The sequence below is a fragment of the Pseudomonas sp. IT-232MI5 genome (genome assembly GCF_949767845.1).
In the GTDB taxonomy this organism is placed as follows: domain Bacteria; phylum Pseudomonadota; class Gammaproteobacteria; order Pseudomonadales; family Pseudomonadaceae; genus Aquipseudomonas.
In genome coordinates this window covers 105076-125014 of sequence record NZ_CATKQE010000007.1, presented here as the reverse complement: position 1 = coordinate 125014, position 19939 = coordinate 105076, and the positions used below count along the sequence as shown (strand labels likewise).

13 protein-coding genes are annotated in these 19939 nt (G+C 60.3%); 3 read left to right on the top strand and 10 right to left on the bottom strand.

Annotation, left to right across the window (positions count from 1 at the left end):
• Nucleotides 1–11 precede the first annotated feature (11 nt).
• Nucleotides 12–2540: a PepSY domain-containing protein gene (locus ACM6JQ_RS07090; protein WP_414893479.1), complete on the top strand. Its 2529-nt coding sequence runs from the start codon at nucleotides 12–14 to the stop codon at nucleotides 2538–2540.
• A gap of 224 nt (nucleotides 2541–2764) precedes the next feature.
• Here ACM6JQ_RS07090 and ACM6JQ_RS07085 read toward each other — a convergent pair whose 3' ends face one another.
• The 4 genes from ACM6JQ_RS07085 to ptsP form a co-directional block, all read right to left on the bottom strand.
• On the bottom strand, nucleotides 2765–4306 hold the full coding sequence (locus tag ACM6JQ_RS07085; protein WP_414893469.1) for an alkaline phosphatase D family protein: 1542 nt from the start codon (nucleotides 4304–4306) through the stop codon (nucleotides 2765–2767).
• A gap of 186 nt (nucleotides 4307–4492) precedes the next feature.
• On the bottom strand, nucleotides 4493–6226 hold the full coding sequence (locus ACM6JQ_RS07080) for a PTS fructose-like transporter subunit IIB (RefSeq protein ID WP_095114226.1): 1734 nt from the start codon (nucleotides 6224–6226) through the stop codon (nucleotides 4493–4495).
• A gap of 11 nt (nucleotides 6227–6237) precedes the next feature.
• Nucleotides 6238–7179 carry a 1-phosphofructokinase gene (gene pfkB / locus ACM6JQ_RS07075; RefSeq protein ID WP_095114225.1) on the bottom strand — a complete coding sequence of 314 codons (942 nt, stop codon included), beginning with the start codon at nucleotides 7177–7179 and terminating at the stop codon, nucleotides 6238–6240.
• Complete coding sequence (gene ptsP / locus ACM6JQ_RS07070) at nucleotides 7179–10040, bottom strand: phosphoenolpyruvate--protein phosphotransferase (RefSeq protein WP_414893468.1); 2862 nt, start codon at nucleotides 10038–10040, stop codon at nucleotides 7179–7181. The genes pfkB and ptsP overlap by 1 nt, the downstream gene beginning before the upstream one ends.
• A gap of 308 nt (nucleotides 10041–10348) precedes the next feature.
• Between ptsP and cra the strand changes: the two genes are divergently transcribed.
• Complete coding sequence (gene cra, locus ACM6JQ_RS07065) at nucleotides 10349–11344, top strand: catabolite repressor/activator (protein ID WP_123375774.1); 996 nt, start codon at nucleotides 10349–10351, stop codon at nucleotides 11342–11344.
• Nucleotides 11345–11347: 3 nt separating this feature from the next.
• Nucleotides 11348–12127 (top strand): TatD family hydrolase, encoded by a 780-nt coding sequence (locus ACM6JQ_RS07060; RefSeq protein WP_414893467.1) that lies wholly within the window; start codon nucleotides 11348–11350, stop codon nucleotides 12125–12127.
• 226 nt (nucleotides 12128–12353) lie between these two features.
• Here the strand turns inward: ACM6JQ_RS07060 and ACM6JQ_RS07055 are convergent, their stop codons facing one another.
• From ACM6JQ_RS07055 to ACM6JQ_RS07030, 6 genes are all read right to left on the bottom strand, one after another.
• Entirely contained in the window at nucleotides 12354–12815 is a 462-nt protein-coding gene (locus tag ACM6JQ_RS07055) for a hypothetical protein (protein ID WP_007915281.1), read from the bottom strand.
• A 340-nt stretch (nucleotides 12816–13155) separates the two neighbouring features.
• Nucleotides 13156–13545, bottom strand: coding sequence for a hypothetical protein (locus ACM6JQ_RS07050; protein ID WP_095114221.1), 390 nt, complete (start codon nucleotides 13543–13545; stop codon nucleotides 13156–13158).
• 245 nt (nucleotides 13546–13790) lie between these two features.
• Nucleotides 13791–15821 (bottom strand): methyl-accepting chemotaxis protein, encoded by a 2031-nt coding sequence (locus ACM6JQ_RS07045; RefSeq protein ID WP_414893466.1) that lies wholly within the window; start codon nucleotides 15819–15821, stop codon nucleotides 13791–13793.
• Between the two features lie 198 nt (nucleotides 15822–16019).
• Nucleotides 16020–16859 carry a regulatory signaling modulator protein AmpE gene (ampE, locus tag ACM6JQ_RS07040; protein ID WP_007915275.1) on the bottom strand — a complete coding sequence of 280 codons (840 nt, stop codon included), beginning with the start codon at nucleotides 16857–16859 and terminating at the stop codon, nucleotides 16020–16022.
• Entirely contained in the window at nucleotides 16856–17416 is a 561-nt protein-coding gene (gene ampD, locus ACM6JQ_RS07035) for a 1,6-anhydro-N-acetylmuramyl-L-alanine amidase AmpD (RefSeq protein WP_007915273.1), read from the bottom strand. Before ampD ends, ampE begins: the two co-directional genes overlap by 4 nt.
• A gap of 64 nt (nucleotides 17417–17480) precedes the next feature.
• The gene (locus ACM6JQ_RS07030; RefSeq protein WP_414893465.1) at nucleotides 17481–19661 is read right to left on the bottom strand and encodes a DUF1631 domain-containing protein; all 2181 of its coding nucleotides are present in this window, start codon (nucleotides 19659–19661) and stop codon (nucleotides 17481–17483) included.
• Nucleotides 19662–19939 lie beyond the last annotated feature (278 nt).

Genomic DNA, 19939 nt, shown 5'->3' with positions numbered 1-19939 from the left:
CGGCGAGTGACGTGTTGAAGAAAACCCTGTTCCAGTTGCACTGGTTTTTTGGCATCACCGCAGGCCTGGTGCTGGCGTTGATGGGCATCACCGGCGCGGCCTATTCGTTTCAGGACGAAATCCTGCGGGCGCTGAATCCTTCCGTTCTGCAGGTGGAAAAACAAGTCGCCGGCGTGCTGCCGCCCGTCGAACTGGTCGAGCGCATCGAAGCCACGTCGGGCAAAAAGGTTTCGATGCTCTGGGTCGAAACCGACAGCGGCAACGCGGCGAAAGTCTTCTTCACCCCGCCCAAGGGTGAACGGCGCGGTGAGATGCGCTATTTCGATCCGTACACCGCCGACTTCATGGGCGATGCCGTCGGCCAGGATTTCTTCGGCCTGATGCTGCAACTGCACCGCTTCCTCGCCATGGGCGATACCGGCCGCAACATCACCGGCGCCTGCACGCTGATTCTGTTGTTCTTCTGCCTCTCCGGCCTGTACCTGCGCTGGCCACGTCAGTGGAACAGCTGGCGCGTGTGGCTGACGCTGGACTGGAAGAAAAAAGGTCGCGCCTTCAACTGGGATCTGCACTCGGTGGCCGGCACGTGGTGTCTACTGGTCTATCTGCTGCTGGCGTTGACCGGGTTGTCGTGGTCGTATGAGTGGTACAACAAAGGCCTGACCAAACTGCTCTCCGACGCGCCGCAAAACGAGCGCGTGCGCGGTGGTCGCGGCCCGGCGCCGGAAGGCCCGGCACCGACCGCCGATTACGCAGCGATGTGGAGCAGCATCTACAGCGCTGCCGGCCCGGGTCTGGCCGCCTACAACATCCGTATGCCGGCCGTCGCGGGCCAACCGGCAACGGTGTTCTACCTGCTCGACAGCTCGCCGCATGATCGCGCGCTGAACCAGATCACCCTCGACCCGGCCACCGGCATCGTCAAACGCGTCGACCGCTACGCCGACAAGAGCTTCAAGGCGCAACTGCTGACCAGCATTTATGCGCTGCACGTCGGCAGTTATTTCGGTCTGGTCGGGCGGATCATCATCACCCTGGCTGCGGTGTGCATGCCGCTGTTTTTCATTACCGGATGGCTGCTGTACCTCGATCGTCGACGCAAGAAAAAGCAGATCAGGGATACGCGTAAAGGTCTCGCTCAACCGGCGGGCGATGCGTCGGCCTGGCTGATCGGCTTCGCCAGCCAGAGCGGTTTTGCCGAGCAACTGGCGTGGCAGACCGCCGGGCAATTGCAGGCAGCCGGATTGCCGGTGAAGGTGCAGCCACTGGCCAATGTCAGCGAGCAGGATTTGCGTGAATCGAACAACGCGCTGTTTGTGGTCAGCACGTTTGGCGACGGCGAAGCACCGGACAGCGCGCGCGGGTTCGAGCGCAAAGTGCTGGGCAAGGCGGCAACGCTCGATAGCCTGAATTACTCGGTGCTCGGCCTCGGTGATCGTCAGTATCAGCACTTCTGCGGCTTCGCCAAGCGACTGCATCAGTGGCTGAGCGAGCACGGTGGCAAGACCCTGTTCGCGCCGGTGGAAGTCGACAGCGGCGATCCGTACGCGCTGCGCCACTGGCAGACTCAATTGGGCCTGCTCACCGGGCAAGCCCCCATCGATACCTGGCAAGCGCCGAACTACGACAACTGGACGCTGACACGCCGCGAACTGTTGAACCCGGACAGCAGCGGTGCGCCGGTTTACTTGTTGGGCCTGAGCGCACCGAACACCAGCAGTTGGCTGGCCGGCGACCTGGTCGAAGTACTGCCACGCAACTGCCCGTGGGCCATCGAACACTTCCTCGACGGCCTCGGCATTCGTGGCGAGACCACAGTAAAAATCAACGGCCTCGACGAACCTCTGGAAGTCGCGCTGGCGTCGCGGCAATTGCCCGAGCACCGCGCACATCTGGTGGGTTTGCATGCGCAATCGCTGGTCGATGCAATGGTGCCGCTGGCCATGCGCGAATACTCGATCGCCTCGATTGCCGCCGACGGTGTGCTGGAGTTGATCGTGCGTCAGGAACAGCATGCCGATAGCACCCTTGGCATCGGTTCCGGTTGGCTGACCGAGCATGCGCCGGTGGGCGGCAGCATCAGTTTGCGGGTGCGGCGCAACAGTGGTTTCCATCTGCCGAACGAACCCGTGCCGATGATTCTGCTGGGCAACGGTACGGGTCTGGCCGGGTTGCGCAGCTTGCTCAAGGCGCGGATTGCCGATGGTCAGCAGCGCCAGTGGTTGCTGTTTGGCGAGCGTAATCGCGAACATGATTTCCTCTGCCGCGCGGAGCTGGAAGAGTGGTTGATCAATGGTGATCTGGAACGGCTGGATCTGGCGTTTTCGCGGGATCAGGCGGAGAAGGTTTATGTGCAGGATCGCTTGCGTGAGTCAGCTGAGGAGTTGAAGAAATGGCTGGCGGAGGGGGCGGTGATCTATATCTGCGGCAGCTTGCAGGGGATGGCTTCGGGGGTTGATCAAGTGCTCAACGATATCCTCGGCAGCGCCGAAGTGGAGCGGTTGATTGAGCAGGGTCGATATCGGCGTGATGTCTATTAAAGAGCCCCTCACCCTAACCCTCTCCCGGAGGGAGAGGGGACTGATTGGGGGAGATTCACGCAATACGCCGACCTGAACGTCCCTCACCGAATCCATAATCGAGAAAGGCTTTGTGCTGATCTCATAATCAACTCGGTCTTTCAGGTCGACGTACCTCTTCAGACACCTCGATCGGCTCCCTCTCCCTCCGGGAGAGGGCTGGGGTGAGGGTTAGCTTTTGATCTTCAAGCGGGCTGCAATTTTTTCTCAAAAACCGCCACCCCATTCAAATCCCGCAACACCACACTCATCTCCCCACTCCCCCCTTCAATATTCACCTCGCCAAAAAACTGAAACCCGGCAAACGGCGAAGTGTTCTGCGCTGGCGGTGCCTTCTCGAACACCACTTCCGGGCCAAAGGTTTTATCCAGCGGATTAGGCCCAAAGCTCCCGGCATTCAACGGCCCGGCGACAAACTCCCAGAACGGCTCGAAATCCTGAAACGCCGCGCGATCCGGGTGATAGTGATGGGCCGCGCAGTAATGCACATCTGCCGTGAGGAAGACAAAATTGCGCACCTGCTGCGCACGCAGATAGCCGAGCAACTCGGCGATTTCCACCTCGCGCCCCTGCGCCGGTCCCGGATCACCGTTAGCCACCGCTTCCCAACGCGCGACACCCGGGCTGACCTCGCCATCCGGCACGCCAAGGCCGATCGGCATGTCGGCGGCGATGACCTTCCACTGGGCTTTGGATTTCTTCAAACCGCGCTTGAGCCAGTTCAGTTGCTCACGCCCCAGGAACGGTTTCGCCGCGCCGAGGTTGTCGTCATTGGCGCCGCGATAACTGCGCATGTCGAGCACGAACACATCGAGCATCGGGCCGTAACTGATCTTGCGATAAATCCGCCCGCCGCCGTCGGCAGCCTGCAAACGCATCGGCGAGTATTCCAGCCACGCCTTGCGTGCGCGCCCGACCAGGGTGTGGATATCTTTCTCCTGATAGCGCTCGTCGAGCTGCTTGCCCGGCGACCAGTTGTTGACCACTTCATGGTCGTCCCATTGCCAGATCTGCGGCACTTCGGCGTTGAAGCGACGGATGTTTTCGTCCATCAGGTTGTAGCGGTAGTTGCCGCGATAATCGTCGAGAGTCTGTGCGACTTTGCTCTTGGCTTCGGTGGTGAGGTTGCGCCAGATGCGACCGTTTTCAGTCGTGAGCTGCGCGGGTACGGGGCCGTCGGCATAGATGGTGTCGCCGCTGTGGATAAAGAAGTCGGGCAGGCGCAGACGCATGGCTTCGTAGATGCGCATGCCGCCGATGTCCGGGTTGATGCCGAAGCCCTGGCCGACGGTGTCACCGCTCCAGACGAAACGAATATTGCGCCGCGCCGTCGGAGCGCTGCGCAGGTGACCCAACCATGGTTCGCTGGCGACGCCGGTGCGGGCGTCCTTGAAATACACGCGATAGAAAATCGCCTGATCGGCGGGCAGCCCGGTGAGCTCGACCCGAGCGGTGAAATCTGTGCGCGCATCGGCGAGCGCCGAGACCACTCGGCGGGGATGGCGAAACTGGCTGCGGGTGTCCCACTCGACCACCATATGCGCCGGGCGATCGCCGCGGCTCCAGATCATCGCGCGGTCGCCTTGCAGGTCGCCGGACTGCACGCCGTCGGTCAACTGCGGGCGATCCTTGACCGAGGCAATCACTGCCGGCGCCAGGCTTGGCATCAGCAGACCGGCGCCAACGACTTGCATGACACGCCGGCGACCGGGGTTGAAATCGCTCATGATGTTCTCCCTGAAAAAAGGAAAACTTAAGCACGCGATCATGAAACACACATGACACCAGACACACCGCAGAACCAATTGTAGGAGTGAGCCTGCTCGCGATAGCGGTGTATCAGCCGACACTCATGTCACTGACAGACCGATATCGCGAGCAGGCTCACTCCCACAGGGGATTTGTGTTGTCAGTCAGGCCTTGGCGGGTTCCAGCGCCAGCTCGACGGCTTCCGGGCGTTTGACCGTCGCATAGACCACAGCGGTCAACAAACTCCCGGCGACAATCGCCAGCAAATACAACAACGCATGGTTGATCGCATTCGGAATCGCCAATACAAACAAGCCACCGTGTGGCGCCATTAGTTTGCAGCCGAAATACATCGACAGCGCACCGGTCAATGCACCGCCGGCGATGCTCGCCGGGATCACCCGCAACGGGTCTTTCGCGGCAAACGGAATCGCCCCTTCGGAGATAAAGCACAGCCCCAGCACCAGCGCTGCTTTACCGGCTTCGCGCTCAGTCTGAGCGAACTTGCGCCGCGCAATAAACGTGGCGATACCAAGCCCGATTGGCGGCACCATGCCCGCGGCCATGGTCGCGGCCATCGGCGCATAACTCTGCGACGCCAGCAGCCCCACCGAGAACGCATACGCGGCTTTGTTGATCGGCCCGCCGAGGTCGACGCACATCATGCCGCCGAGCAACACACCGAGCAGAATCGCGTTGGTGGTGCCCATGCTGTCGAGGAAATGCGTGAGCGCCCCGAGCATGCCGGCGACCGGTTTGCCGACCACGTAGATCATCACCAGACCGGTAAACAGGCTGGCGAACAACGGGATGATCAGAATCGGTTTCAGTGCTTCGAGACTTTGCGGCAAGGCGACATATCGACTGATCGCCTTGGCCGCATAACCGGCGATGAAACCGGCGACGATGCCACCGATAAAACCAGCACCCAACGTACTCGCGAGCAAGCCGCCAATCATCCCCGGCGCCAGGCCCGGACGGTCGGCGATCGAGTAAGCGATGTAACCGGCCAGCAGCGGCACCATCAATTTGAACGCGGTCTCGCCACCGATCTGCATCAACGCAGCGGCCAGCGTGCCTTCTTCCTTGAACGCGGTGATGCCGAACACAAACGACAGCGCGATCATCAAACCGCCGGCCACCACCATCGGCAGCATGAACGACACGCCGGTCAGCAGGTGTTTGTAGATGCCGGTCTTCTCTTGCTTCGCCGGTGCTTTGCCGTCAGCCGCCGCGCTTTCCACCGCACCTTCGGCCAAGGCTTTTTTCAGTGTGGCTTCGGACTGCTTCAAGGCGATCCCGGTGCCGCAACGATAGATTTTCTTGCCGGCGAAACGCTCGGTGGCGACTTCGATGTCCGCTGCCAGCAACACCACGTCTGCGTCGGCAATTGCCGCTGCACTCAACGGGGTTTTCGCGCCCACCGAGCCTTGGGTTTCGACCTGCAGTTCGTAACCCAGACGCTTGGCGGTTTGCTGTAGGGCTTCGGCCGCCATGAAGGTGTGGGCGACACCGGTCGGGCACGCAGTGATAGCGACGAGACGTGGCGCGCGCGGCGCATCAGCAACCGGTTCAGCAGCGCCGGCGACGTAAACTTCAGCCTCTTCAGCTCCACGACGCAGCACCGCTTCGACATCCTGCAGCGCTTGTGCCGGGGCAATCTGGAAAACCCGTTTACCGACAAAACGCGTCATGTCGACCGCGCCTGTGGCGACCAGCAAAACCCACTCGGCCGCTGCAATGGTCGCCGCCGACAATTCGCGTTCGGGGTGCGCCGCATCGACCACTTCAACGCTGGTGCTCCAGCCCTGACGCTGCGCCGCCGCATCGAGCAAACGCGCGCACAGCACACTGGTGACCATGCCGTTCGGGCAAGCCGTAACAATGGCTAATTTCATGACCAACCCTCTTATTGTTCTGTCAGGGGGCGCACGCGCACGCCCTGTTCGAGCTGCGCCAGTTGCGCAGCGTCGTTGATGCCAAAACCGATCTGGGTCACCGCCATCGCCGCAATCGCGGTGGCCGTGCGCAGGGTTTGTTCAGGCGTGTCGGCGCTGAGCAAACCGTGAAGCATGCCGGCCAACAGCGAATCACCAGCGCCGACCGTGCTGGCCACGCTGACCTTCGGCGGCGTCGCGTGCAGTGCCGAACCGACGCTGAACCAATTCACACCGTCAGCACCGTGGGAAATCACCACGTGCTCGATGCCTTGGGCATGCAAACGCGCCGCCGCTTGCGCTTCCGCTGCGTGTGAAACCACGTCACAACCGAGTGCATCGGCGAGCTCTTCAGTGTTCGGTTTGATCAGCCATGGACTGGCTTTCAACGCTTCGCGCAACGCTTCGCCGCTGGAGTCGAGAGCGACTTTCAAACCGAGCTGGTTGAGCCGTTCGATCAGTTCACGCAACCACTGCGCCGTGACGCCACGCGGCAAACTGCCGGCGACCACCACCGCATCGTGACCCGGTGCGATCTGCACCAGACGCTCCAGCAACGCCTGCTGCGCGGCGGCATCGACCACCGGTCCCGGGCCGTTGATGTCGGTGATGCGCCCACTCTGCTCCGCCACTTTGATATTGCTGCGCGTCTCGCCCGGCACACGGATAAACGCGTCGACAAATCCGCGTTTGGCGAACAGGGTTTCGAACGCTTGCAGATTGTCTTCGCCGAGAAAACCGCTGACCGTCAGTTGATGACCAAGGTCGGCCAGCACTTGCGCGACGTTCACGCCTTTGCCGGCGGCGTGGGTGTGCATCTCGTCGCTGCGATTGACCTGACCGGCCTCCAGGCGTGGCAGTTCGACGGTGAGGTCGAGCGCCGGGTTGAGGGTCAGGGTAAGAATCTTGGCCATTACAGGGCCTCCACTAATGCGCGCACTTCGTTGGCGCTGCCCACGGCCAGGGCCTGTTGAGCAAGGGTTTGCGCCTGGGTCAGGCTGAGTTCGCGGATGCGTGCCTTGACTTCGGCAATGCTGCGGCCAGAGACGCTGAGTTCATCGACGCCGAGGCCAACCAGCACCGGCACCGCCAGCGGATCCGCCGCCAACTCACCGCAAACACCGACCCACTTGCCGTGGGCATGGGCCGCGCGCACGGTGATGTCGATCAGTTGCAGCACCGCCGGGTGCAAACCGTCAGCCTGCGCCGACAGGGTCGGATGGCCACGGTCGATGGCCAGGGTGTATTGCGTCAGGTCGTTGGTGCCGACGCTGAAGAAGTCGACTTCCTTGGCCAGCACCGGCGCGAGCAAAGCGGCGGACGGCACTTCGATCATGATCCCCAGTTGCAGATCGGCGACCGGGATTTCCAGGCGCAGACGTTCAGTCATGTCGCGGGCCTGACGCCATTCTTCAACGCTGCCGACCATCGGGAACATGATCCGCAATGGACGGTTGTCCGCCGAACGCAGCAAGGCGCGCAGTTGCGCTTCCATGATCTGTGGACGCTGCAAGGTCAGGCGAATGCCGCGCACGCCGAGGAACGGGTTTTCTTCCTTGGCAATCGGCCAATACGGCAGCGGTTTGTCGCCACCGACGTCCAGCGTACGCACCACCAGCGGTCGACCGGCGAGGCCATCGAGGACGCGGCGGTATTCGGCTTCTTGCGTGGCTTCGTCCGGTGCTTGCGGATGGGCCATGAAAATCAGTTCGGTACGCAGCAGACCGATGCCTTCGGCGCCCTGCTCCACCGCGCTGATCACGCCAGCGCTTTCGCCAATGTTGGCAAAGACTTCGACGGCGTGACCGTCGGTGGTGTGTGCCGGTTGATGACGTTGTTCGGCGGCAATCTTCAGCCGTTGTTCGCGGGTATCGCGTTCTTCGGTGGCGCGTTGCAGAGTCGCGGCATCGGCGTCGACGTGCAGACGACCGCGTTGGCCGTCGAGCAGCAATGGCGTGCCCGGTTGCAGCAGCAACACTGCCGCGCCAGCGCCAACCAGCGCCGGAATCCCGAGCGCTCGCGCAACGATTGCACTGTGCGCGGTGGCGCCGCCGCGTGCGGTGAGAATCCCCGCGACACGCGCCGGGTCCAGCCGCGCGACGTCGGACGGGCCGACTTCGTCCATCACCAGAATGTACGGTTGTTCAGGCTCGCTCGCGGTCTGCACGCCACACAGTTGCGCCAGCACGCGGCGACCGATGTCACGCAGATCCGCCGCACGCTCGGCGAGCAAGGCGTCCTGCAACGATTCCTGCTGTTTGGCCGCCGCTTCGATCACCGCCATCCATGCCGCTTCGGCGCTTTCGCCTTGTTTGAGGCGGGTGTCGACTTCGTCGGTGAGGTCCGGGTCGTCGAGCATTTCCTGATGGGTGATGAAGATCTCGCGGATGGCTTTGGCTTTGCTGCGCTCGATCAGGCCCTGAATATCGCTGCGCACATCGCTGAGCGCTTGCTTGAGACGTTCGCGTTCGATGGCAGCGGACTCGCCCCGCAGCGGATAATCGATGGTTTGCTGCACTTGGATGTGTGCCGGGCCGATAGCGATGCCGGGTGCCGCCGGGATTGCTTGCAACTGGCTGCCGGAGGCCGGGGCGAGCAGCACTTCGGCGATGTCGGCGATGACTTCGCGTTGCTGGCTCACCGCTGGCAGCGGCTCGACTTCTTCGCCGAGACCCTCTTCGATAGCGGCCAAGAGTGCCGGCAAAGCGTCGGCGGCAATGCTCGGCTCGGCGATCAACTCCAGCACCTGACCACGACGGGCGCCAAGGCTGAGCAGTTTGCTCAGACTCTTCACCGACACGGCGCTGTCCTGACCGTCGACGATGCGCACGCGAATCTCGCCATCAAAACTCTTCGCCAGTTGCGCGAGGATCTTCGCCGGGCGCGCGTGCAGACCGTGGGCGTTGGCCAGGGCAATACGCGCGCTCGGCCAGTCGGCGGGCAATTCACCGCCGAGCACTTCGAGAACTTTGCGACTGCTGGTAGCGCGGCCCAATTCATGGCCGCGACCTTCGATCAGCAACGCACACAGGCGTTCAAGCAACGCTTGATGTGCCTCGCCGAGGCTGGCCAGGCAGAACAGACCGCTAAGCGGCTGACCGAGGTAGCGCATCGGTTTGTCCGGCGTAACAAACGCCAGGCCCGGACGCTTCACCGTTTGCTCGCTGTGCAGCCACCACAAACCATCGCCCAGCGGCAGCGCTTCGACCTGCTGCAACACGCCGGCAAAACCGTTGCTCACACAATCGGCCTGACGCAGCAGACGCGCGCCACGCCAGACCAGTTCTTCGAAATCGTCGGCCGAGACACCGAGGCCAATCATCTGCGCATCGAGCGCCAGTTCCTGCGGCGCGCCTTGCAGCAAGTTCAGCAGCGCCTCAGGTGAACTGGCGCGACGCAGGGCCTGGCCCAGATCGGTCTCGCCGAGGGCACGGGTCAGCAGTTGCAGCAGGCGCAGGTGTTCGTCGGATTTGGCGGCAATGCCAATCGCCAGATAAACGATCTGGCCATCGCCCCAATCCACGCCTTCCGGGAACTGCATCAGGCGCACGCCAGTGGCGAACACCTGATCGCGGGTTTCCGGGGTCCCGTGGGGAATGGCAATACCTTGACCGAGAAAGGTCGAGCCCTGGGCTTCCCGTGCCTGCAATCCAGCGAGGTAACCGTCGGCAACCAGACCATCGGCCACCAGGTGATTGGCGAGCAGTTGCAGGGCAGCGGGTTTATCCACAGCCGATTGGCCCATGGATATCTGCTCTATAGTGAGCTCGAGCATGCGATCTCCTTTTTGGCGCTTTATGAGTGCCAGGTATTGTTTTGGATGGTTTGCAGCTTAGGCGCTTTACCGCTTTGCTTTTCAGCGGCAGTTTTGGCGGTTTCACGGCAGAACCGGCCAAAGACGTCTAAAACGTAGAAAATACGCTTGCTGAAACGTTTAATCTAGATTGATCGGCACGTTACTCGATAATGTCCCATCCTTGAAGTCCAACTTGTCGGATGCGCTGCGACAATAGTCGCCTGCCCTAATCGGGTAGGATTGGCGAAAATGTCGCGGCAAGCTCGAAAAAACAAGGAAATCCCGGGTTGAAACTCAGTGATATCGCGCGGTTGGCCGGAGTGTCCGTGACCACCGCCAGCTACGTCATCAACGGCAAGGCCGAACAGCAACGCATCAGTAACGCCACCGTCGAGCGGGTGCGGGCGGTGGTCGATCTGCACGGCTTCACGCCAAACCCTCAAGCGGCCGGGCTGCGCAGTCGGCATACGCGCACGCTGGGCTTTATTCTGCCGGATCTGGAAAACCCCAGTTACGCGCGGATCGCCAAGCTGCTCGAACAAGGTGCGCGAGCGCGCGGCTATCAATTGCTGATCGCCAGCTCCGACGATGCGCCAGACAGCGAGCGGCAGTTGCTGCAACTGTTCCGCGCGCGTCGTTGTGATGCGTTGATCGTCGCCAGTTGCCTGCCCGCCGGCGATGATAGCTATCGGCAGTTGCAGGCCAAAGGGCTGCCGATCATCGCCATCGACCGGGTCATGGAGCCGGAACATTTCTGCTCGGTGATCAGTGACGACCGCGAAGCCAGCCTGCACCTGACCCAGAGCTTGCTCGACCCGCAACTGAAGCAGATTGTGCTGCTCGGCGCGCGCCCGGAACTGAGCATCAGCCAGGAACGTGCCGCCGGTTTCAAAGAGGCGCTGGTCGACTTCAAGGGCGAAGTGCTGGTCGAACACGCCGAATCCTTCAGCCGTGAGTGCGGCAAGCAACTGATGGAAGAACTCCTGCAACGTCTGGGGCATTTGCCCGACGCGTTGGTAACCACTTCCTACGTGCTGTTGCAGGGTGTATTCGATGCGCTGCATGACTTCCCGCTGAAATCGCGGCCATTGCGCCTGGGCACCTTCGGCGATACGCAGTTGCTGGATTTCCTGCCGCTGCCGGTCAACGCCATGGCCCAGCAACACCAGTTGATCGCCGACAAGGCGCTGGAACTGGCGCTGGCCGCTGTCGAGCAGTCGGAGTACAAGCCTGGCGTGCAGGCCATTGCGCGGACCTTCAAGCAGCGTATTCACCGGGACTGAGCCGTGGAACTGATCGACAGCCACACCCACCTCGACTTCCCCGACTTCGACGCCGACCGCTCGGCGTTGCTCGCCGAAAGCCGCGCCCTCGGGGTGCGGCGGATGGTGGTGTTGGGTGTCCATGAGGGTAATTGGCAACGGGTGTGGGATCTGGTGCAGAGCGATGCGGATTTATACGCGGCATTCGGTCTGCACCCGGTGTATCTCGATCAGCATCGCCCCGAAGATTTGTCGGCACTCGGAGATTGGCTGACGCGATTGCGCGGTCATCGGCAGTTGTGTGCGGTGGGCGAGATCGGTCTGGATTACTTCATCGAAACCCTCGACCGCGAGCGGCAACAGGCGCTGTTCGAGGCGCAGCTACAACTGGCTGCGGATTTCGAATTACCGGCATTAATCCACGTTCGCCGTAGTCATGCGGCAGTGATCTCAACGCTCAAACGCTTCAAGCTCAAACGCGCGGGAATCATCCACGCCTTCGCCGGCAGCCGTGAAGAAGCGCGGGAGTACATCAAACTGGGTTTCAAACTGGGTCTGGGCGGCGCGCCGACCTGGCCACAGGCGTTGCGCATGCATCGAGTGATTGCGCAATTGCCGCTGGAGTCGATCGTGCTGGAAACCGATTCGCCGGACATGGCGCCCGCGATGTTTCCCGGTCAGCGCAACAGCCCGGCGCATTTGCCGGCGATTTGTGAGGTGCTGGCCGAGTTGATGAGCATCACAACCCAGCAATTGGCCAGACAAACTACCGCTAATATCGAGGAATTATTTGATTGGCATTAGACCATATCGGGTTCAGCTCTTGTAAACGCGAATAGCCTTGAATGCCCCAACCACCAACGTTAAAAGGCCCGCGACTCTAACAAAAACCTTATAAAAATAAAAAACAAAACGAACGACTGCTTCGACACCACAAACCCAACAACAGCCGCTCGTATACCTGACTGCTTCCTTACATGTCGAGCAAGACAACCAGACTTCGACTTACCCCTCACACAGTATATTGCTGTCAAGGGTACGTATAATAAATGGAGTTTTCTCCACTCACATCTGCGAAGGGAAGGTCAAAAACGAATCTGACATAAACGCGGGCTCGTCTATTTGCCCCTATATAACCTCCGACGCGCCAAGGATTCCATTGATTGTCTTGGCGCATGCTGTCTGGAGAGTCGATTCCCCACCACTGGTTTGAATCAAAACTGAAATGGATGTTCGCCTTATGCCGGCTAAAACCGTCTGGATCATTAATGGTGTAGTGGGACGCATAGCAATAAAACATTCCGCCGTCATTACCCCACCAGTAAGTATATTTAATTTGCCCACGATAGACTCTATTATCCGCAATCAAAATCCCCTCGTAGGTTTTTGCACCTTTGGATAACTTATCAATCTCCTCGCTCGTGAGAATATTTTTCTCAGTGACGTTCTCGATGTTTTTTGTAGAGCCGGGAGTAGCATCTTTATCTTTCATGATCGCTCCATGGATCGGGATCAACAATAGTCGAAATATAAGTGCAGCCTTTGTTAGGCCAACATTAGTAAATCTGACTATTTCATCATGCTCTACTGTCAAACCTGACAGTCCCGACAAACGGCTATCGCTGATCTTGCGGTGTTTTTTATACCTGATCACATAGCGTTCAACTGTTCCCGTTGCCAATTATTTCCTGCCGATAACATTCACTCAGCCCACCGATAGCGTTGAGGTGGCCGCAGGCGTTACGCATGCATCGAGTGATTGCTCTTTTGATCCTGGCTTGAAGAAAAGATCAACAGATCGCAGCCTCTTTTCACTCGACAGCGCCTACAAATCAGTCGGCGTGCGCCTTGGCGGCCTCCAGAACCAGCGTCAGATGCTGACGCTGGCGCGCGTAACGGACGACCACGAAGTACACGAAGATCGTGATCAGTGATGCGTTCAGTTGCTCGGTGACGCTAAGCAATCCCACCCATTCCATCACCAACGCCACCAGCAGCGCGGTGCAGACTGTTACTGAAGCGCTGAAACGCAGTAGCGCCAGTGAATCGAGGGACTTGAAGCGCTTGATCTGTTGCGGGCAACGCAGCTCCAGCGCTTGCTGGCAATGCTCGCAGCTGAACGGTTCATTGATCGAGATGGCATTGAGTTGCCACGGTTTGAGCAGCAGCGTGGTCTGGCAATGAGCACAACGGCCCTGGACTCCCAGAGTTGCGGCAGACATGAGCGGCCTCCTCTACCGAACGATTGGGTATGGATACTGGCTCATTGCAGGGGAAATGCCAGAGTCTGCAGAGAAACAGGATTGGGCTTACGGGCCGAAGTGAAAAAGTACTACAAAAGGTTCTGATATAACCCAGAACCCGGTGGGAGCGAGCCTGCTCGCGAAGGCGATGTGTCAGGTGACAGAGATGTCACTGACAGATTGCATTCGCGAGCAGGCTCGCTCCCACAGGTTTCGTGCGTGCCTCAGACGCGGAAGGCGCTGATCAGCTGTTTGAGTTCTACCACCTGGGCCGACAACGCCCGGCTGGCATCTTCGGTCTGGTGCGCACCTTGCGCCGTACGTTCGCCGGCGCGGTTGATCTCGACGATGTTCTGGTCGATGTCGTGGGCCACCGCCGTTTGCTGTTCAACCGCAGCGGCGATCTGCTGGTTCTGATCGACGATCATGCCCACCGCACCGAGGATGTTTTCCAGCGCCTGCTGGACCTTCTCCGACTGCCCGACCGTGCCATTGGCCATCTGATGGCTGACGCCCATGGCTTTCACCGCCGCGCCGACACCGCCGTGCAGTTTGGCGATCATCTGTTCGATTTCTTCGGTCGATTGCTGGGTGCGTTTGGCCAGGGTGCGCACTTCGTCGGCAACCACAGCAAAACCGCGTCCCTGCTCACCAGCACGGGCTGCTTCGATCGCGGCGTTGAGCGCGAGCAAGTTGGTTTGTTCGGCGATGCTCTTGATCACTTCCAGTACACGACTGATCGCCTGGCTGTCACTGGCCAACTGGTTGATCACCAACACCGACTGATCGATTTCGCTGGCCAGCGCGGCAATGCTGCCCTGTTGTGATTCGACCAGACCGCGACCGCTGATAGTCTCGTCATTCACACTGTGGGCACTGCTCACCGCTGCGGCGGCACTGCGCGCCACCTCCAGTGAGGTTGCCGACATCTGATTCATCGCCGTCGCCACTTGCTCAATCTGCGTGCGCTGTCCGGCGACCGCCTGGTTGCTTTGCGCCGAGACGTTTTCAACCTGCCCGGCCTGACGCTCGACCTCGCCGACGGTCTGCCCCACGCGCTCGATCAAGTCATGAATCTTGCGCACCGTGCCATTGAACACTTCGCCCAACTCACCCAATTCATCGCGACTGTTGGCCATGAAGTTGACCGTCATGTCGCCGGCCGCGACCTTGTCCATCATCGCGCCCAAGCGTTTCAGCGTGGTGCGGGTCGAGGCGTAGAAACCACCATAGAGGTAGAAAATCAGCACAAACACCACCGACAGCGCCACCGCCTGCAAGACCATGTGCGTGCGGTTTTGCGCCAGACGTTGCTGCAATTGAGTGTCGAGGAATTTCAACGTGGCTTCGTTGAGCTGGTAAGTCCGGTCGATCAGCCCGGTGACCTGATCGTAAAACGCCTGCCACGGTGCATCGAGCGTGTCAGCCATCACCACTTGTTCTTCGAACAGTTCGCTGGCCTGTTTCAGCGAGCCCTTGCTGCTCTCGGCCGCCGCGCTGAGGTTTTCCCGCGCGGCTTTGCTGGAGCCGAGGGCGTCCTGCAGCTTCAGGCCGTATTCGGCCTGGAGTTTTTCGATCTGCACCATCAGCTCATCAAAACGCGTGCTCGACGAACTGTTAAGAAAACCCTGGCCCAATGAATACGAACCCATGGCCCGGCCTTCGCCGAGGGTTTGCGTGACGGTCGGCGTGATCAGGGTGACCAGTTCGCTGAGCTGACGGATATCGCTCTGATTATCGCGGCTGAGTCCGGCCTGACTGCTGATGATCTGGCTGAAAATCTGCGCACTGGCCAACAATTTGCCGATCAGCGCGCTTTTGCTTTGCAGCGAGTTTTCCGTTTGCTGGGCCTTGAACGCGGCGATCATTTCATCGCGTTTGCCGTCGAACACCTGAATCTGTTCGGGATCGTCGGTCATCGCCGTCAGCCCTTGCAAGCGCGTCAAAACCGCTTGCTCGAGGGTGGTGATCTGCGCATCGACATTGCCGGCCTTGCCGGACTGGCCGAGGGTGACGTTGATCTGCACCAGATTGTTGAGGGTTTCCAGATCCCGGCGCAGGGCCAGGCTGCTGCCCAGCAGATCGAGGCTTTGCAGTTCGACCCGAGTGCCCTGGAATTCGCGATAGGAATCGCGCACCAGATAGAAATTGGTCACCAGCATCGGCACCAGGAACAGCACGCTGATCAGGCTGAACTTCATGCCGAAGCTCAGACGGTTCATCAGCGAGACGGCGGGATAGAGCAAGCTCTTCACTGGAAGTCTCCCTTGGTTTTTCTTGTTTTTATTGGCAGGCGCGGGGCGACAGCAGATAGCCACTATCGGGCGCCATCTCTGTATAGCTCAAATCGAAGGGAGGTTTTGTAACTTAAGGTTAACGACATCGCAGCCCGCGACACACAGACCTCCTCGTAGGAGCTACCGCAGGCTGCGATCTTTTGATCTTTCTTTAAATCAGTGAACCAGAACCGTCCACAAGGCAAACCCGGCATACCACAGCACCGCCGCGCGCAGCAGCAGTTCCCACAGGCAATCGAGGGTGTTGATGCCGTCCGGCCCGACCACGGGAGGTGGAATCTCCCCCGCCGCCAGACCGACCCGGTTGATCAGTTGCGCCGCGCTGATGTTCCAGTTGAGCAATTCATGCAGCATCACCCGACTGACCGCGACAAAGTTGCCGACCAGCGCCAGACTCGCGGCCAGCAAACGTACCGGCAGCCAGTCAAAGGCATGCCGCAGTTGCGCGGCACGCTCGACCAATGCCGGGTTCTGCCCGTGTTCCTGCGCCAGCGCCAGCAGGCGATACGCCAATGCCGCCACCGGGCCGAGCACGAAATACCAGAAGATCACCGCAAAAAAGCTCTGATAAGCCTGCCACAGCAGATGCCCCTGCACGCTTTCAAGCAACTGCTCGCCGCTGTCGGCGCAAATGTTCAGATCGCGTTTGGCCACATGTGCCGCCGCTTGCAGATCCTCGCGGCGCCAGGCATCGCGAAACGGCCCAAGACCGCCAAGCAAGTCGCCGCGCCCCAGACTGTAAATCACCACCAGCAAATGCACCGGCAACGCCAGCAAGCCGTAGGCCACCGGTTCCAGCACCACTAGCAACAGCGCCAGCAACGCCACCGGAAACAGCACCAGAATCGTCAGCACCAGCCAGGGCTGTTTGGCCAGCCGCGCGCTGGTTTCGAGTTTGTTCAGTTCGCGGATCCATCCGCCATCGCGTTGAACCCGATGGCGCAGGGCCGAAAACTTCTCGATCCACAACGCCAGCAGTAACACCAGAAAACTCATTGTCCTTCCTCTTGTGCCAGGGCTGCGCGATAACGCGCCCAGTCGAATGCCGGGCCAGGATCGGTCTTACGCCCGGGTGCTATATCGCTGTGCCCACAAATGCGGGCGCCGGTGATGGCCGGAAATGCGCTTTGCAATTGGCGGGTCAACGCCGTCAACGCCTGATACTGCGCGTCGGTGAACGGTAGATCATCAGTGCCTTCGAGCTCGATGCCCACGGAAAAATCGTTACAGGTTTCCCGTCCTTCGAAGACCGACACGCCGGCATGCCACGCCCGCTCAAGACAGGAGACAAACTGGGTGACCTTGCCGTCACGTTCAATCAGAAAATGCGCCGAGACGCGCAGGTCAGCGATCCCTGCAAAGTAGGGGTGTTCGGTGACATCCAGACGATTCTGGAAAAACTCCTGCACCTTGCCCGTGGCAAACTGCGCCGGCGGCAGGCTGATGTTGTGAATGACCAACAGGGAAATTTCGCCCGCCGGGCGTTCATTGAAGTTGGGCGATGGGCAGACCTGCACCCCGTGACACCACCCGCTAGCGGGATCCAACTGCATACCGATTCCTTCAACGCCGACTGTGTAGGCGCCCAGTATGCCGCGATCGGCCCCCGGCGCGCGATCACTTGCCGCGATTGAGTCGCCGCAGATTGCCCAGCACCGACTCCAGCGCGCGGTCGAACAGCAAGGTGTCATCCAGCGCACGTACCGCGCCGCGCTCGAATTCCACGGCCAGCGCGCTGCGGCTGCGCTCCAGCACCTTCATGCCGGTGCGATCGACAAATACATACTTGCCGGTGGCTTCGATGATGGCCGCCAGTTTGCAGCGCAGACTGTGTTCATCGTCTTCCTGAAACGCCACCCAACTGCCCAGGCGCAGTTGCTCGACCTGGCGCAGACCGGCGGCATCGTGGGGCAAGCGTACCGACGTCAATGCCATGCTGCTGTCGTCGGCGGTTTGCAGCACGATCTGCTGCGACACCTCGATCATGGGCGCGGCCTGATCAGCCGCAACGGAACGCTCCAGCACCTGCACATGCAGGGCTTCCAGTTCACTGAAAAACTCGCTGGTGGCAAAGGGATCAAACGCCGAACTGTTCAGACCATCACGCAGCGACTTGAGCAACCCCGGCACCAGTGCCAGCAAGCGCAAGCTGGATTCAGCGTCTTCATGACGCTGCACACTCCAGATCAATTGCGCCATGGTCTGCACATCGGCCTGCCATTCGGCTGACTGATCACCATGCTTGAGGCACGTCAACAGCAATACTTTGCTCCAGGCGTCCTGTACGAAGGTGACCACGGACGGTGGAAGTACTTTACCCAGCAGCGCTTGATTCAACGCCCGCTCGACCCGGCGCCGCGCCAGCTCGGTTTTCGCTCGCCCCTCTTCGGCGTCACGCAGGCGCTGTTCAAGCAACTCGCTGCGGCGGCGCTCATCGCTGGTGAAGGCGAGAAAATCAGCCAGTAACTCGGAGAAAATCGCCGGATCATCGACAAAATCGGTCAGCAGACGCTGCACCACTTGTTCGATACGCAGGTACAAGCTGTCACGCGCCTCACCGTCGCAGCCGCCCCAGCCCATGGCCGCCTCGGCGATTTCGTTGAGCAGGCGCCGCGCCGGATGACTGCTGCGGCTGAAGAAACTCTTGTCGAGCACCGCGACCTTGAGCATCGGGATCTGCAACCGGGCGATCAGCGCCTTAAGCGAATCCGGCACATTGCGGTCTTCAAGAATGCAGTCGAAGACCATGGCAATCAGATTGATCACGTCTTCGTCCGCATCGCCCACGATCCGCGATTTGCCACTTCTGACGCTGACCCGGGTCAGCAGTTGTTCGAGCTGATTGCGCAGATCGAAGTCATCCTGAGCCGCCAGCGTCGGCACGTACTGTTGCAAATGCGAGAGCAGGCGCAGCAGGTCGCGAGTGGAAATCGGCTGCGCCGCAACGCTGGATTCCAGCGTCGGCGCGACACTGCCACGGACGTGCGCGAGCAGTTGCTGCAGTGCGGCGAAAACCTCCTGCACGCCTTCGTCGACGGGCGGCGTGTCGTCGCTTTCATCGCTGTTCACATTGGCGATCGCACGATCAATCGCACGGCGCGCCGGGGCCGCTTTCAGCTCGGGCAACACTCCGGTGGCGAGCAGCAATTGATTGGCTTCGGCGTAAAGCTGCTCGGTGTCGGTCAAGACATAACGCTCGAAGAGTTTGAGCAGGATCAGCTTGACCTTGATCTCCACGCCCAGGTTTCGCCCGGCCTGCAGGAAAAACTCGCAAAGCATCGCCGGGCCAAGCGGGTTGTGTTGATCGTCGAGGGTGTTGCCGAGCAGCGCGTTAAGCCGCGCGGTCAGTTGATCGAGCGCGAAGCCGTCACGCTTGAGTACGCGACCGACCATGGTCTCGACCGCCACGCTGCGCTCCATGTCGTCGCTGCGGGGGGCCAACTCATCGTATATCAAGGCATGGGGCAGCGTGTTGTGCGTGGGATCGTATTGCGTCAGACCGACGAAGGCTTCGAAGAATTGCTCAAGAAAGCCGCGCTCGATGTTTTTACGCTTGAGACGCAGGTCGCGCATGGCTTCGAAAAAGATGTTCTGCTCAATGTCGTTGCGCGCCCGGTCGGCCATTTCAAACAGTGTGTCGTCGGCGTTATCGAACAGTTCCTGCAAACCGTGACGCAGTTGCTGGGCAGCCTTGTCGCGAACCTGAAGCAGAATCACAGGCAGGCGGGCGAGCGGCGAATGATTCGCCTGATCGGTAGCAGCCTTGTGCAAAGGCACTACTTTCCCGTCGTTGTGCATCCAAGCCTCCTGAAACGGTGATTCGTTCGGTCACTTTCAACATAAGCCTCCTGTGGGAGCGAGCTTGCTCGCGAAGGCGATCTGTCAGTGACATTGTTGGTGACTGACACTGCGCTTTCGCGAGCAAGCTCGCTCCCACAGGTCTCAACAACTTTGGCCGCCCTGCACGTCAAAGCTATGACGTCAAATGCAAGGCGAATTATCTTTCATAACTTGCACCCGGCGCCAGAGCCGTCAGGGTTTCCCCTATACAGCCCCTTTCAGTGACCACGCCTGGC